The 14867-nt window shown below is 47.1% G+C and carries 14 protein-coding genes; 12 read left to right on the top strand and 2 right to left on the bottom strand.

What is annotated here, in order from left to right; genetic code table 11:
- The first annotated feature begins 4 nt into the window (after positions 1–4).
- From GH808_RS06185 to GH808_RS06160, 6 genes are read left to right on the top strand one after another with little or no spacing between them, the layout of a single operon-like run.
- Positions 5–2065, top strand: a complete 2061-nt coding sequence (locus GH808_RS06185) for a proton-conducting transporter transmembrane domain-containing protein (protein WP_186841909.1) — start codon at positions 5–7, stop codon at positions 2063–2065.
- A 14-nt stretch (positions 2066–2079) separates the two neighbouring features.
- Entirely contained in the window at positions 2080–3030 is a 951-nt protein-coding gene (locus GH808_RS06180; RefSeq protein ID WP_186841908.1) for a respiratory chain complex I subunit 1 family protein, read from the top strand.
- Between the two features lie 2 nt (positions 3031–3032).
- A complete protein-coding gene (locus GH808_RS06175; protein WP_186841907.1) occupies positions 3033–3689 on the top strand; it encodes a hydrogenase in 657 nt (218 codons plus the stop codon).
- A 4-nt stretch (positions 3690–3693) separates the two neighbouring features.
- Positions 3694–5166, top strand: coding sequence for a hydrogenase 4 subunit F (locus GH808_RS06170; protein WP_186841906.1), 1473 nt, complete (start codon positions 3694–3696; stop codon positions 5164–5166).
- A gap of 4 nt (positions 5167–5170) precedes the next feature.
- Positions 5171–6754 carry a hydrogenase large subunit gene (locus GH808_RS06165; protein WP_243166134.1) on the top strand — a complete coding sequence of 528 codons (1584 nt, stop codon included), beginning with the start codon at positions 5171–5173 and terminating at the stop codon, positions 6752–6754.
- A gap of 9 nt (positions 6755–6763) precedes the next feature.
- Positions 6764–7552 (top strand): NADH-quinone oxidoreductase subunit B family protein, encoded by a 789-nt coding sequence (locus tag GH808_RS06160; RefSeq protein WP_186841904.1) that lies wholly within the window; start codon positions 6764–6766, stop codon positions 7550–7552.
- 23 nt (positions 7553–7575) lie between these two features.
- Here GH808_RS06160 and GH808_RS06155 read toward each other — a convergent pair whose 3' ends face one another.
- Both GH808_RS06155 and GH808_RS06150 read right to left on the bottom strand, forming a co-directional pair.
- Positions 7576–7794 (bottom strand): hypothetical protein, encoded by a 219-nt coding sequence (locus GH808_RS06155; RefSeq protein ID WP_186841903.1) that lies wholly within the window; start codon positions 7792–7794, stop codon positions 7576–7578.
- A gap of 233 nt (positions 7795–8027) precedes the next feature.
- The gene (locus tag GH808_RS06150) at positions 8028–8552 is read right to left on the bottom strand and encodes a DUF2284 domain-containing protein (RefSeq protein ID WP_186841902.1); all 525 of its coding nucleotides are present in this window, start codon (positions 8550–8552) and stop codon (positions 8028–8030) included.
- A 313-nt stretch (positions 8553–8865) separates the two neighbouring features.
- Between GH808_RS06150 and GH808_RS15345 the strand changes: the two genes are divergently transcribed.
- The 6 genes from GH808_RS15345 (at position 8866) to GH808_RS06125 (ending at position 14839) form a co-directional block, all read left to right on the top strand.
- The gene (locus tag GH808_RS15345; protein ID WP_243166133.1) at positions 8866–9507 is read left to right on the top strand and encodes an ABC transporter permease; all 642 of its coding nucleotides are present in this window, start codon (positions 8866–8868) and stop codon (positions 9505–9507) included.
- A complete protein-coding gene (locus GH808_RS15340) occupies positions 9504–10391 on the top strand; it encodes a glycine betaine ABC transporter substrate-binding protein (RefSeq protein ID WP_243166132.1) in 888 nt (295 codons plus the stop codon). Before GH808_RS15345 ends, GH808_RS15340 begins: the two co-directional genes overlap by 4 nt.
- Position 10392: 1 nt before the next feature.
- Positions 10393–11337 (top strand): ABC transporter ATP-binding protein, encoded by a 945-nt coding sequence (locus GH808_RS06140; protein WP_186841901.1) that lies wholly within the window; start codon positions 10393–10395, stop codon positions 11335–11337.
- 177 nt (positions 11338–11514) lie between these two features.
- Entirely contained in the window at positions 11515–13011 is a 1497-nt protein-coding gene (locus GH808_RS06135) for an MDR family MFS transporter (RefSeq protein WP_243166131.1), read from the top strand.
- A complete protein-coding gene (locus GH808_RS06130) occupies positions 13008–13580 on the top strand; it encodes a TetR/AcrR family transcriptional regulator (RefSeq protein ID WP_186841900.1) in 573 nt (190 codons plus the stop codon). Before GH808_RS06135 ends, GH808_RS06130 begins: the two co-directional genes overlap by 4 nt.
- A gap of 278 nt (positions 13581–13858) precedes the next feature.
- On the top strand, positions 13859–14839 hold the full coding sequence (locus GH808_RS06125; protein WP_186841899.1) for a DUF5692 family protein: 981 nt from the start codon (positions 13859–13861) through the stop codon (positions 14837–14839).
- Positions 14840–14867 lie beyond the last annotated feature (28 nt).

Below are 14867 nucleotides of genomic sequence, written 5' to 3'. Positions count from 1 at the left end.
CTACATGTTACTTGTACTGAAAAATATCGGCGAACAAAACAATTTATTTCTGGCTGCGGTGATGCTCTATTTAATCGCTGCTGTATTTGCTCTGGCATTAATGAAACATCATAAACTGTGCAACCTTGTCACGAACACCATCTGCATGGCCGCGGCGCTGATCGGAATCGCCGCCGCAATCTTAAGAATTTCAACAGACACCATTCTGACACCGGTCACCATTTTTGAATCCCGGATTACATTCTTGTTCCTGGAAATAAAAATCGATCAACTTTCCGCATTTTTTGTACTTTGTCTGTCAGTCCTGGTTCTTTGCGTTTCCATCTATTCAATCGGATATAATTCCCACTACTATCAAAAAAGAAATGTCGGCTTTTTCAATTTTCTTTATGCCTCATTTATTATGTCCATGTTGATGGTAATCATTTCCGGGAATGCCATCTTTTTTTATCTTTCATGGGAAGCGATGTCGCTGATTTCATATTTTCTGGTGATTTTCGAGTCCGAACATGAAGAAAACCGGAGAGCCGGCCGATTGTATATCATCATGACACATCTTGGCACGGCCTTTTTGCTGATTGGATTTATGATCATGTTTGCATATACGCAATCCTTTGATATGTTTGGCAGTTCCGAACTGATTCCTGAAATGGCTAAAAATCTGATGTTTATCTGTTTCCTGATCGGCTTTGGAACCAAGGCCGGAGTTATTCCGTTGCATATCTGGCTGCCTTATGCCCATCCGGCGGCACCCAGCAATGTATCCGCTTTGATGTCGGGCTTTATGATCAAAACCGCAATCTACGGTTTGATCCGCTTTGTGCTTTGCTATCTGCAGGTTCAGCAGGTGTGGTGGGGGGCAGTAATCCTGTGTATCGGTATCGTCTCCGCGGTGCTGGGGGTGGCTTACGCCATAATGGAGCATAACATAAAAAGACTCCTGGCTTTTCACAGTGTTGAGAACATCGGTATCATTCTGATTGGCCTGGGGGTATCTTTCATTGCGGCGGCACAGAACAACGATTTTCTGAGCGGATTGGCCCTGGTGGCGGCACTGCTGCATACCTTCAATCACGCGCTGTTCAAAGGCGGTCTGTTTTTGGGGGCAGGATCCCTGCAATATGCGACCCACACCAAAGATATTGAAAAGCTGGGCGGCTTAATTCACAAAATGCCCGTCACCGCCGTGATGGTTTTGTGCTTCTCGCTGGCGATTTCGGCAATTGTTCCTTTTAACGGTTTCATCAGTGAATGGCTGACCTATCAGGCCTTGTTTTTAAACATCAATATGGGCATGGCTGGACAAAATATTCTGTCGATTTTATCAATCGCTGCTTTGGCACTGTCCGGAGCTTTAGCGGCCGCCTGTTTTGTCAAGCTTTTCGGCATTTCTTTTTTAGGACTTCCGAGAAGTGACGATGCGGCCCAGGCAAAAGAGGTGCCGCTTGCAATGAATATCGGAATGGGAATACTGGCGGCACTTTGTCTGATTATTGGGGTTTTCCCGGCAGTTTTTGTAAAACTCGCGGATCAGGTTGCCGGCAGTATTCTGGGGGCTTCAGTCGTCGAAACCCTTCAGTCCGGGTTTATGTCAGCGACGGTTCCGCTGGCTGTTTCAGAAAACAGCATTGCCCCGGCAGAAATTCTGGCGGCTCTGGCGGTGGTGATTCTAATGGTTCTTCTGACGTTGAGATTATGCTTTGGTAAACTTAAAGCCCGGAAATACGGAACCTGGGATTGTGGATTTGAAAGCATCAATGCCAGAATGCAGTATACCGCGACCGGCTTTTCCAAACCGATCCGCATTGTTTTAAGCATTTTGTACCGTCCCGGCAGAAAAGTTGTCATTGAAAAAGGGGAGTCGGATTATTTTCCTAAATCCGTCAAATATCAGGTATGGACCGAACCGATTTTTGAAAAGTACCTGTACAATCCGGTTATCCGGGTGTTAAAAAGCGGATCAGAAAAAATGATCTGTCTGGTTCAGACGGGAAGTGTCCATGTTTACCTGTTGTACATTTTCATATCAATCCTCGCATTGATGTTTTATAACCGAGTGGTATAGGAAAGGATTCATCTATGAGTGACATGATATTATATTTCATCGTTCAAACCGGTTTTGTTATTTTGGCTGCGCCGCTGGTCAACGGGATCATCAAAAAGATCAAGGCGTTGAGTCAAAAAAGAACCGGAGCGCCCGTGCTGCAGATGTATTATGACCTGTTTAAATTATTCAAAAAAACCAGTGTCGTGTCGGACGTGTCTTCCTGGATTTTTCGGGTGACACCCTATATTGTCTTCGCGACGGCGGTGGCGGCGGCGATGATTGTTCCGGTCACCACCCTGATTAAACCGGTGTGGAACACTGGCGATGTGATTCTTCTGGTCTACATTCTGGCCCTGGGCAGATTTTTTATGATGCTGGCGGCGCTGGATACCGGAAGCACTTTCGGCGGGATGGGCGCCAGCCGGGAGGCGATGATTTCGGCACTGATTGAACCCTCGATTCTGGTCTCGCTCATTACCGTCGGCTTGATTGCCAAATCGACAGCGGTTTTCCCGATCATGACATTTATGCAGACGGTTCAAAATCCGTTGATTCATCCCGTTTACCTGATGATATTCTGCGCTCTGCTGATTGTCATCATCGCCGAGACCTCAAGAATACCAGTGGATGATCCATCAACCCATCTTGAGCTGACCATGGTTCATGAGGCCATGTTGCTGGAGTATTCCGGAAGAAGCCTTGCTTTAATGGAACTGGCGGCGGCGATCAAGCAGTTGGTCTTTATTACGCTGTTAGTCAATCTGTTTCTGCCGCATGATCAGCTCATTGGCATCCACGGCATCGCTGCCATCGGGATTTCGCTGCTGATCTATCTGGCCAAGGTTTTTATTGCTGCGTTGTTGATCGGTATCGTGGAAGTCAATACAGTTAAACTCAGGCTGTTCAGCATCCCCAATCTGGCGGCCTTATCATTTATCCTGTCCTTTATCGGATTTCTGCAGTTCTTTGCATTTGGAGGTTGACAATGACAAATTATCTTGACGCGCTATCGGTATTATTATTGGTTTCGGCCTTTATTCTGATGGGAAACAAAAGAATCGGATCTTACATCAAAACCTTTCAATTTCAGTCGGCCCTGGTAGCTTTGTTGACCGGTATTATCGGAATAAGCAGCTTTGCACAAGACGGACGCATCGACGTGCTGATCATTTGCGCGGTTGTCATCGGGATTAAGGTGCTGTTTATCCCGTATCTGTTGAAAAAAACATATGCCAAGGTTGCCTACCGGGTTGAAAAAGACTTTTTTTTGAATATCCCGATTCTCGTACTGATCTGCTGCTTGATGGTCGTTTTCTCCTATTTTTCGTTTGCTGAAACGATGGGAATTAACACCGGAACAATTAATAATCAGATTGTTAATTCGTTCTCGGTTATTCTGATCGGCCTGCTTTTTATGATCAGCCGAAAAAAAGCCATCGGACAAATTGTGGGTTTTCTGGTGATCGAAAACGGCATCTTTGTGACGGCCCTGTTCGCCACCCATGGGATGCCGTTTATCGTGGATATGGGAATCCTGATGGATATTCTGGTGGCGGTGATCATTATGGGGATAATGGTGTTTAGAATCGATGAAAAGTTTGGATCCATTAACGTTGACAATATTAAAGATTTGAGAGGATAGAATAATGGGATATGTTTTACTGACAGTACCACTCCTGGCTGTCGTGCTATTTATTGTTTTAAAGAAAAAACATTTACAGCATGTCATCAGTGTTGCCGCTTCAGTGACGATGACGATAGCAGCCGGGTTTTTAACCTGGGCGGTTTTAAAAGGCGGGTTTATTGAATATTCAGCCTGGGGCGGCTTTTTTCGCGTTGATGCCTTGAGCGTCATTGTGATCGATATTGTTGTCATCATCAGTCTGATGACCAGCATTTTTTCTGTCGGTTATCTGGAAAATGAAATCAAGCATGAAAAACTCACAACCGACAGAATGAGAATATATTATGTTTTGATGCACGCGTTCATATTCACCATGCTGTTGGCTTTAACTGTGAAAAACATCGGTATCATGTGGGTAGCGATTGAAGCCACCACGCTGGCATCAGCTTTTCTGGTGGGCTTTTACAACGGGAAGGAAGCCATTGAAGCAGCCTGGAAATATATCATGATCTGTTCGGTGGGGATTGCCATTGCGCTACTGGGCATCATTTTTCTGCAATTTTCATCATTGGCGGTGCTTGACAGTTCGCAATTTTTGGATTGGACGGCAATGATTGACCATGCGACGGAATTACAGGGACCAACTTTAAGGCTGGCATTCATCTTTATTCTGGTCGGATTTGGCACCAAAGCCGGTCTGGCACCGATGCATACATGGCTTCCCGATGCGCACAGTCAGGCCCCTTCGCCAATCAGCACCCTGATGTCAGGGGTACTGCTGAATGGGTCCATGTATGGGATCATCCGGATCGTGGCAATTGTCAACCGCAGTTTTGGAAACAGCATGTTTGTCGGAAGAATCCTCATTGCAGTGGGGATCCTGTCGGTGGTGACGGCTGCGGTTTTTATTTTTTCCCAGAAAGACTATAAAAGACTGCTGGCGTATTCAAGCATCGAGCATATGGGAATCATTGCCATTGCGATTGGTTTTTTTACCCCGGTTTCACTTTTTGGCGGATTGCTGCATATGATCAATCACTCGTTTACTAAGTCCATGCTTTTTTTATCCACCGGAAATATTCTGCAAAAATACAATACCAGAGAAATTTCTAAAATCAGCGGATTATTCAAAATGCTGCCGGTTACCGGTGTTGTTTTCCTGCTGGGCTTGTTTGCAATTGGCGGAACGCCGCCTTTCAGTGTTTTTGCCAGTGAAATTGTGGTGATTTCGGCAATCTTCCAGGAAAAGAATTTTTTAGTGGGCGGGCTGTTGATTCTGCTGCTGGCGATTATTTTTACCGGCATTGTCGTGACCTTGTTCAAGCTGTTTTACGGAACGGATATACCAAAAGAAACACCACCAGGAGAACTGAATATTCCCGGGGTGATAGTGATTGTCTTGCTGTTGGGAATCATAACAGTGATGGGGCTATACATCCCAAACGAATTAAGAATACTGATCGACCAGGCCGTGGAAATTGTAATTGGAGGATAGACTATTGACAGCGATTGAAATAAATAAAAAACTCATCGAGAATTTCGGGGATGATATCATAAAAACCGTGAAAGCTTATGAAAATGAGCTGTACCTTGAAATAAAGCCGGATCGAATACGGGAACTCAGTGGCTACATCAATCATGAAATGGGGTATCCCTTGGTTTCGATGTTTGCCAATGATGAAACCTCGTTGATTGGCAAGTATGCCGTCTATTATGCCTTTGCCGATCGTGTTTCAGGCATCTTGCTGATTCTTAAAATTGGGATTGAGCCTGAGCAAATGACCTTTGAATCGATTGCGGGCAAGGTCCATGCGGCAGCACGGTACGAAAGAGAAATAAAAGATTTATTCGGGCTGAACCCAGTTGGGCATCCAAATGCCAAGCGGCTGGTCTTTCACGGCAACTGGCCCCGGGAAACTTTTCCATTACGCAAAGCCTATGATTTAAAGCATCGGCCAGATTTTGCAAAAGAAAAAATCAACTTCTCGAAAGTGATCAGCGCGGGCGTCTTTGAAATTCCGGTTGGCCCGGTTCATGCGGGTATTATCGAACCCGGACATTTCCGATTCAGTGTTGCTGGCGAACCGATTATCAATCTGGAAGCGCAATTATATTTTGTCCATAAAGGCATCGAAAAATTGTGTGAGGGGGAGAGTCTTGAAAAATGCCTCTTTGTGGCTGAACGCATTTCAGGAGATGAGAGCTTTACTAATGCCTATGCTTATTGTCAGGCAATTGAAAAGATTGCCGGGCTGAAAATTCCGGAACGGGCGGAGTATATCCGGGTTGTTTTTGCGGAACTGGAAAGATTAACCAGTCATCTGGGGGATCTTGGTGGGATATGTACAGATGTGGCTTATGGATTTGCGGCGTCGCAGTTTAAAATGATGCGGGGCTGGGCCTATGGCATTGCTGATGAACTCTGCGGGATGCGCTTTTTAAGAGGTGTGAACCGGCTGGGCGGGGTCAGAAAAGACTTTGTCGCGGGGAAAGAGGCGTCCCTGATCAGACAGCTTAAAAAAATCCGCTCAGAGTTTGAAGAGACGGAGGTGATCATAAAAGCCAACAGCTTTTTTATCGATCGGGTCGAAAATACCGGCATTCTCAGTGCCCAAATTGCCGCGGATTTAAATGCCGTGGGGCCGCCAGCCCGGGCGGCCGGAATCCGATCGGATGTGCGAAAAAGTTTTCCCAACCGCGTTTACCGCCAACTTTCATTTGCGATCCCAGAGCATCATAATGGGGACGTCAACTGCCGGATGAATGTAAAAATCGAGGAATGTTATCAGGCTATCGATTTAATGCTGGCCGCCATTGACAGCATGCCAGCTGGCCGGATCAGAGAATCGATCACAACGGTGGCACCTTATCAGTTTGCCTTTGGGATGACGGAGGCGCCGCGGGGAGAGAATATCCACTGGGTGATGACCGGGGAAAACAATACCATTTTCCGCTATAAAATCAGAACCCCTTCATTCTGCAACTGGCCGGCACTCTGTCATGCGGTCAAAGGAAATCTGGTGCCGGATTTTCCCCTGATCAATAAAAGTTTCAATCTGTCCTATGCAGGAAATGATTTATAAGGAGAGCTAATGTTCAATACCATTAAAAAGATAATCAAGTATCCCAATCTGACTCAAAATTATCCCAGGAAAGCACTTTTATCCCTGCCGAAAACCGGTAAAACCGTCATTGATATGAAAAAATGCACCGGCTGCGGCGAGTGTCTCGGGCGCTGTCCATCTCAGGCCATTGTCAGGGATGCCCAAACGAAAGTCCTGGGAATAAACCTCGATACCTGTGTGTTTTGTACCCTTTGTGAAGAAATCTGCCCCTCCGGCGCAATTGCGATGACCAATCAGTTTGAACTGGCTGAGGAAAAACGAACAGCGCTTCGAAGCAGCACCCTCGTCATCGCAGAAGATCAGGAAATTGTGATGCCTTACGAAGCAATCTGTGCCGAACTTGTCAAGCGGATCAGAAAGACATTTGGCAGAAGCCTGAATATCAGAGAAGTGGACGCCGGATCCTGCAATGGCTGTGATTACGAGATCAATGCGATGAACAACCCTTTTAACGATGTGGAAAGACTGGGGATGCATTTTGTCGCCTCCCCCCGGCATGCAGATATGCTGCTGGTGACGGGAACGGCCACCCGAAATATGCAGCTGGCATTGATTAAGACCTATAATGCGACTCCGGATCCGAAACTGGTCGTTGCCGTTGGCGCTTGTGCATGCAGCGGCGGCATCTTCAGAGATTCATATGCGACGAGCAATGGGATTGACAACATTGTCCCAGTTGATGTCTATATACCTGGATGTCCTCCCAGACCTCAGGCAATAATTTACGGTATTTTAAAGGCCATCGAGAAGCTGTAAAAGAGGCAAAAACATATCTGGTCTTATTTTATAATCGCATCCCCAAAGTCGTTCATGCTCCAATAAAAGTTGGAGAGAAACAATAATTCAAATGCCGATGTTTTCTCTTTGCTGCGTTTTATTGCGGCTTTGACGCGGCTTTTGATGCTCTGCTGTTTGGTGCTTTTTTTCTTCTCCAGCGAATAGACGCTTTTTTTGCTGTCCTGCGGATTGAATGCTCTGGTCTTGAATAATTTAATCATGGTTGTTCTCCTCTATGTTTTCGGCAGCCACAATTCAGTGGCGGCATCATGATTTTGTTTTGAGCCAACTAAGAATCAGAAGCCCCTGAGATTTGATGCAAATCCGATTCTCAAGGTTCTAGGTTCTTTGCTTATTTGATTGGCTGATTAAAGGATAACAGACGAATGTGAACATAATATTAATAAAATGTGAAGATTTGATTAAAACATCCAAAACAAGAGGCCATTTTCAGTCAATAGAGCACCATCATAAAGAACCCGACTTTCTTGTCGCCGGCGTTGTAGGTCATCCCCAGCTTTCGTGACATGGAGACGATGTCCATGCCGCTGCCTTCCAATGAATAACGCTTCTGTTCCGGGAAACGACAGGGTTCTGACAGTTTAGCTGCACACTCTTTGCAGAGATTGCAGCCGCCGGGACCGGCAATCATAACCGGTTCATCCTCCAGTTTTTGACGCAATTGATCCAGCAATTCCGCGACTTGAGCCCCACTTTCTTCCATCTTTTCATAGTATTTGCCCAGAAAAACAATCTTATTGATGATAATGGCATGAGCATACTTCAAAAACCGCTGCTTATTTTCAGCCATGTCGCCTGAAAGCGGCGGGCAGGAGTAGTTCTGTCCGTAATTGCCACAGGTGTTGGCTTTGCAGCTCGCAAAAACAGCGTCAGCAAAAATAATATCGGATGACGAAATTTCTTTGTATTCGTCGAAACCGACTTCGTTGATGGCGTTAATAATTTTTTCTCGTAACATGGTTCCTCCACAGGTTATTTTAGATTAAAACCAGCGCCACTTCCTTCAAGTTGAAGGGCTGGTGTTTTTTTGATGCCGCTTAATTGCAGTAACAAACAAGTAAGTCGGAATGATTCTGACATCAATATAAATAATTATCGCATTCAACGTTTTCAAATGCAAGCGTTTTCCGTCCTCAAACCATCACACACCGCGCACCGGCAAATTGTCGGATGCAAATCACCCGGTAGGTGTGAGAAATATTATATTTGGGGTATTCAATAAAAGAAATGTGCCGGTTGAAACCGTGATTCAGAAAAAAACAGGAGCGGCTATGGAATTTTTCACAAGTTTAGGTAACTTACTTCTGACCAGAAGCGATTTTTTTATCGAACTGATGGTGCAGCATCTGTTGTTGAGTTTCACTGCCATCATTATCATAACCGTGGTGGGGATTACCACCGGAATCCTCATCGCCAAATCACCAAAAGCCGCCAGCGTCGTCATCGGACTCACCAATGTGCTGTATACCATTCCTTCCATTGCGATGTTCGGGTTTTTCGTTTCCATCACCGGCATCGGCAACACCACGGCGATCATTGCGCTGGTGATCTACGGGTTATTGCCGGTGATCCGCAACACTTATGTGGGGCTGACCGAGGTGGACAGTCAGATTATGGAGGCGGCTGTGGGCATGGGCAGTACCCCCTGGCAGCTGCTGTCAAAGATCCAGTTTCCGCTGGCCTTGCCGGTGATCATCGCCGGCATCCGTAATATGGTGGTCATGACCATTGCCCTGGCCGGAATTGCCTCCTTCATCGGGGCGGGTGGTCTGGGGGTGGCCATCTGGCGGGGAATCACCACCAATTTTGATGAGATGACCGTCGCCGGTAGCCTATTAGTGGCGCTTCTGGCTTTTATCGCTGACGGCATCCTGGGCATGATTGAAAAAAGATTATTGAGGAGGACGAAATGAAAAAATTGATCAGTGTCGTATTGATCGGGCTACTGGTTTTATTGGCAAGTGGCTGTCAGACCGCTGAAAAGAAGGTGGTCATTGCCTCCAAACCGATGGCGGAAAGCTATATCATCGCCGCAATGATGGGCCAGCTCATCGAAGCGAACTCCGACATCAAGGTGGAGTACAAACTGGGGATCGGCGGGGGAACTTCCAACATTCAGCCGGCCATGGAAGCCGGCGAAATCGATATGTACCCGGAATACACCGGAACCGGCTGGCTGTTTGTGCTGAAAAACGATCTGGTCACCGATCCCGCAGAGCTCTACACCGGGGTTAAAAAAGAATACCAGGAAAAATATCATTTCAAATGGCTGGAGCTGTATGGCTTCAATGATACCTATGCCCTGGCGATGGATAAAGCCAAAGCCGATGCCATGGGAATCTACACCTTCTCGGAGCTGGCGGCTCAGAGTTCAAATCTGGTGCTGGGATCGGAATATGATTTTTACGAACGGGAAGACGGCTATCCCGGGCTGGTCAAGGCCTATGGTTTCAATTTCAAAGAGACCAAAGAGCTGGATATCGGCCTGAAATACAAGGCCATCGGCGAAGGACAGGTCGATGTCATCAACAACTTCTCAACCGATGGGCTGCTGGCCGAATACAACTTGAAGGTTCTCAAAGATGACAAAAATTTCTTCCCCGCCTATCAGGCGGCAACTGTCATCCGCCAGCAGACGCTGGATAAATATCCGGAACTGGAAGGGATTCTCAATAAACTGGCGGGACAGATCAGCGATGAGGAAATGCAGCAGATGAATTATACCGTGGAAAAAGAAAACCGGGATGCCGGGGACGTGGCCAACGAGTTTCTAAAAGCGAAAGGATTGTTGAACTAGGATGATTCAGTTTCGTGATGTCAGCCAGCAGTATGAAGCCGGTAAACCGATCATTCAAAATTTGAGTCTGAACATTGAAGCCGGGGAATTTGTGGTGCTGATCGGTCCGTCCGGCTGCGGAAAAACCACCCTGTTGAAAATGATGAACGGGCTGATCGCGCCCAACAGCGGCGAGATCATCATCAAGGGGAAAACGATCAAAGACTGGGATCCCATTGTCCTGAAACGGAATATCGGCTATGTGATTCAGCAGGTGGGGCTGTTCCCCCATCTGTCCATCGAAAAAAACATGGCCTATCCACTGGACCTTCAGAAAACTGCGGCAGCACAAAAACAGGAACGAGCCCGGGAACTGATCCATCTGGTGGGGCTGGATGAAAGCTATCTTAAAAAATATCCCAACGAATTAAGCGGCGGGCAGAAACAGAGGGTGGGCATGGCCCGGGCCCTGGCTGCCGATCCGGAGATCATTCTGATGGATGAACCGCTGGGGGCGGTGGATCAGATCAACCGCGCGGTGCTGCAGGATGAGATCATCCGGATTTACCAGTCGCTGCATAAAACCATCGTTTTTGTCACCCACGACATTGAAGAAGCCATTAAACTGGGGACGAAGATCGTCGTGCTGAACCAGGGTGAAATCATGGAAATCGGCACCCGCGACGACATCGTCTTTCACAGTAAAAGCGATTTTGCCGAGGCGTTTATCGGCAACAAGGGCTTTCTGTCCTATCTGAACATTGTCAAGATCAAACAGGTGATCTGTCCGTTTAACGGCAGTGCCGCAGAAAAAGACATAACGCTTGCGGTGAACGAAGCGGATCCACTGATTGTGGGCATCCGCCGCTGCCTGGAAAACGGTGTCAATAAAATTGGCGTCCGAAATGCAAATGGCACGCTCATCGGCGCCTTTGATCTGGGCTGTTTGTCCCGGCTCAAGTTTTAGTAAGCTTTCATCGCCGACACGCATGGCAGCGAAAGACACACCGCTGCGATGCGTGTTTTTGCATAAGTGTAGATTTGCACCGGTTTGTTTGCTATACTAATAAGATTGAAGCAATCACCACCGTGAGGCTTGGCGGCTGACTGCCTTAAACTAAAACAGGTAGGGAATGACAAGAAAATGATGAGAACTCAAACGGACAAAAAAAATATCACCATCGCTTTGATGGTGGCAATGTTTCTGGCGGCAGTAGAAGGTACGGTTGTTACCACCGCCATTTCCACCATCTCCAAAGACTTGAACGGCTTTGAAAACATCAGCTTTGTTTTCTCGGCCTATTTACTGATGTCTGCCATCTCCACGCCCATCTACGGCAAACTGGCGGATCTGTACGGCCGCAAAAACATGATCTCGATCGGCATCGGCATCTTTCTGATCGGCAGCACCCTGTGCGGATTTTCTCAGAATATGATCATGCTGATCGCCTTTCGGGCGATCCAGGGCTTGGGCGCTGGCTCGATTTTTACCCTGACCTATACCATCGTGGGTGATATTTTCACCCTGGAAGAGCGACCCAAAGTGCAGGGGAGTTTGGGGACCATGTGGGGCGTCGCCAGTCTGGTGGGACCATTTCTGGGCGGAACCTTGATCGATCTGCTTTCCTGGCATTGGATCTTCTTCATCAATCTGCCGTTCGGGTTTCTGTCCATTTTTTTGATTCGGCGCAATCTCGTGGAAAACTTTGAAAAGAAAAAACAGATCATCGACTATGCCGGCATTTTGACGTTATCTCTTGCCATGCTGGTGTTTTTCAATATTTTTCTGTCCGCCGAGATCATGAACGGCAGTCTGATCTTTGTCGTATTATCGGTTGCCGCAACCCTATTCCTGCTGTTCGTCTTCTATCGCATCGAGCTAAAAGCCACCGAACCCATTATCCCACCGGATATTCTGACTCGAACCAGCAGCCTGGTCAATCTCATCAGTTTTCTGCTGGCCGCCGTTTTGATTGGCGTTGATGTTTACATCCCGATTTACATCCAGAATGTCCTGGGATTAAGCGCCACCGTCTCCGGTCTGGCGCTGGTATCGATATCTCTCAGTTGGCTGATCGCGTCCGTGATCCTCGGCAAGCTGATCCTCACGCGCGGCGGAAAAACCGTTACGATCATATCCACAGCAATGCTGCTGATCGGGGTGCTGCTGATGACGACGCTGGGAACCGACACGCCCTATTTTTTAGTGATCCTCTACAATGCCGTCGCCGGTTTTGGCTTTGGCGGCGCCTTAACGACTCTGACCATCCTCATCCAAGAGGCAGTCGGCTTCCGCAAACGGGGGGCGGCAACCGCTACCAATTCGTTACTGAGGACATTGGGCCAGACCATCGGCATCAGTATTTTCGGCAGCGTCTTCAATATGAAAATTATTCAGTATTTTAATGAAATCGGCAAAGGGGGCGTCAATTCCAATGATCTGTATGGATCGTCAACCCAGGCCAGTGCCATTTCGGGCGAACAGGTTATTCAATCACTGAACACGTCGGTGCATTCAGTGTTTATCATCATTACCGTCATCGTCTGTGTTGTCCTGGGACTGGCAATGCTGCTGCCCAGAATGACAGGTGCCGTAAAAACTGAAAGTGATGACGAAACGACCGAAAGGAGAACCGTATGAAAAAGCATGCCAAAGATGCAATCATCGAAACATTCAAAGAACTGGTCAGCCGGAAAAGCATCGACCGGGTGACGGTGAAGGAAATCTGCGACCACTGCGGTGTCAACCGGCAGACTTTCTATAATCACTTTTCCGATATTATGGCCGTCTTCAAATACATTTTTTACGAAGAACTGGCGCTTGAAATTGCCCAGAACCGGACCTTTGAAACTTGGGGCGGCGGGTTTCTGGCGACCATGAATTACACGAAACGGAATTCGAAAATGATCCTGCATATCTATAATTCATCCTATTGGCCCGAAGCCAACACCTACCTAACCCATCTTTCCAACCGGCTGCTGGATTTTGTGGTTGACGAATGTAAACAAGAACTGGATGTGGATTTAGCGGAACAGGATCATAAATTCATCGTCAATTTCTATCGGCATGTGTTCAATGGCCTGCTGATCGACTGGGTCGACGAAGGGATGACGGAAGAACCGGAAATCATCCTCAAAAAGCTGCTGATCATGATCAGAGGCAGCATTCCCCGCTCGGTGGAAGCATTTGTTAAAGCAGATATCAAATAGTAGGTTTAAAACATCGAACAAAGCTAGCTTTGATGCCAGTTTACACAAACAGTTTTGTAACGTGTAGGCGAACAGTTCGAAGAACTGTCCGCCGTACAGTGTAGAAATTGTTTCGTGTAAACCGGCAGCGAAGCTCACGGCTGTTGTGCAAACCAAAAATAGTAGGTTTTTCATAAAAGGAAGTGTTGAAGTCGACACTTCCTTTTATGTGTCTATTGATGAAACTTTAACAATGGTTGTATAATGCAGGCATTAAATCTTTAGGGGGGTACAAAAAAATGTTTGTTTTCAACTATGCCGAAGGGGCGACCGCCTTCAGCGTGTGGGGCGTATGGGTAATCGTCTTCATTGCACTCTTTGCTTTCAATGAAGCAGCCCGGAGGTGGAAATACGTCGGGTTTTTCTGTTTTGTTATTTTACCAATCATCCTTTCAACCTTGTGGTTCACGGTCTTGCGAGAGACCACCTATACCGACTGGTTTCATTTGGCTAAGGTCTACTCGGCCACTGCCGGATGCATTGGTTTCTGGTGCATCCGACATGTCAAATGGAAAAATAAAGCCACCGGACAAGTACGGCGGCTGGCGGATATTAAATGGGCGCTCTGTTTTCCGGTGCTGATTCTGGCGATCAACATTCTGGAGGCCGTGTCCCGCGATTTCCAGATCGGAACGCAATATGCCGGCGGCGGAATGCTGGCTGACGAAGCCATGTATGTCCTGGGCGGTTCCTGGAATTTCATGAACGGGATCGCGGGAATCCTCAACATCATCACGATTACCGGCTGGTTCGGTATTTGCATTAAAAAGCAGACGGCCAAAGACGGCAGCCGCGATATGCTGTGGCCCGATATGCTCTGGTTCTGGATCATCGCCTACGATCTGTGGAATTTTGCCTACACCTACAACTGTTTGCCGGGACATGCCTGGTATTGCGGTTTTGCACTGCTGTTGGCGCCAACGCTTTGTGCGTTCACAGTGGGAAAAGGGGCGTGGCTTCAGCATCGGGCCCAGACCCTGGCGATCTGGTGCATGTTTGCTCAGACCTTTCCGGCTTTCATTGATCAGGGTACCTTTGCGGTGGCATCCAGCTACAACACACTGCCACTCTTTGCCTTCAGTTTTATCGCATTGGCCGCAAATATCGGCGTCTTTGTCTATATGATCATAAAAATCGTCAAAACAAAAAGAAACCCATATCTTGGAGAATTGTATACGGATCTGAACAAATATCAGGAAGTCAAAGCACTGGCTGAATAAGCGTTCAAGATTTGAATTTAATCAATAG

Source organism: Acetobacterium fimetarium, assembly GCF_014284475.1.
GTDB classification, from domain to species: Bacteria; Bacillota; Clostridia; order Eubacteriales; family Eubacteriaceae; genus Acetobacterium; species Acetobacterium fimetarium.
This window is presented reverse-complemented; position numbering and strand designations above follow the sequence as displayed.

Excerpts from the sequence above, each read along its gene's own strand:
- GH808_RS06185 (WP_186841909.1), top strand. The coding sequence starts at position 5 with ATGTTACTTGTACTGAAAAATATCGGCGAACAAAACAATTTATTTCTG.
- GH808_RS06180 (WP_186841908.1), top strand. The coding sequence starts at position 2,080 with ATGAGTGACATGATATTATATTTCATCGTTCAAACCGGTTTTGTTATT.
- GH808_RS06175 (WP_186841907.1), top strand. The coding sequence starts at position 3,033 with ATGACAAATTATCTTGACGCGCTATCGGTATTATTATTGGTTTCGGCC.
- GH808_RS06170 (WP_186841906.1), top strand. The coding sequence starts at position 3,694 with ATGGGATATGTTTTACTGACAGTACCACTCCTGGCTGTCGTGCTATTT.
- GH808_RS06160 (WP_186841904.1), top strand. The coding sequence starts at position 6,764 with ATGTTCAATACCATTAAAAAGATAATCAAGTATCCCAATCTGACTCAA.
- GH808_RS06155 (WP_186841903.1), bottom strand. The coding sequence starts at position 7,794 with ATGATTAAATTATTCAAGACCAGAGCATTCAATCCGCAGGACAGCAAA.
- GH808_RS06150 (WP_186841902.1), bottom strand. The coding sequence starts at position 8,552 with ATGTTACGAGAAAAAATTATTAACGCCATCAACGAAGTCGGTTTCGAC.
- GH808_RS15345 (WP_243166133.1), top strand. The coding sequence starts at position 8,866 with ATGGAATTTTTCACAAGTTTAGGTAACTTACTTCTGACCAGAAGCGAT.
- GH808_RS15340 (WP_243166132.1), top strand. The coding sequence starts at position 9,504 with ATGAAAAAATTGATCAGTGTCGTATTGATCGGGCTACTGGTTTTATTG.
- GH808_RS06140 (WP_186841901.1), top strand. The coding sequence starts at position 10,393 with ATGATTCAGTTTCGTGATGTCAGCCAGCAGTATGAAGCCGGTAAACCG.
- GH808_RS06135 (WP_243166131.1), top strand. The coding sequence starts at position 11,515 with ATGATGAGAACTCAAACGGACAAAAAAAATATCACCATCGCTTTGATG.
- GH808_RS06130 (WP_186841900.1), top strand. The coding sequence starts at position 13,008 with ATGAAAAAGCATGCCAAAGATGCAATCATCGAAACATTCAAAGAACTG.
- GH808_RS06125 (WP_186841899.1), top strand. The coding sequence starts at position 13,859 with ATGTTTGTTTTCAACTATGCCGAAGGGGCGACCGCCTTCAGCGTGTGG.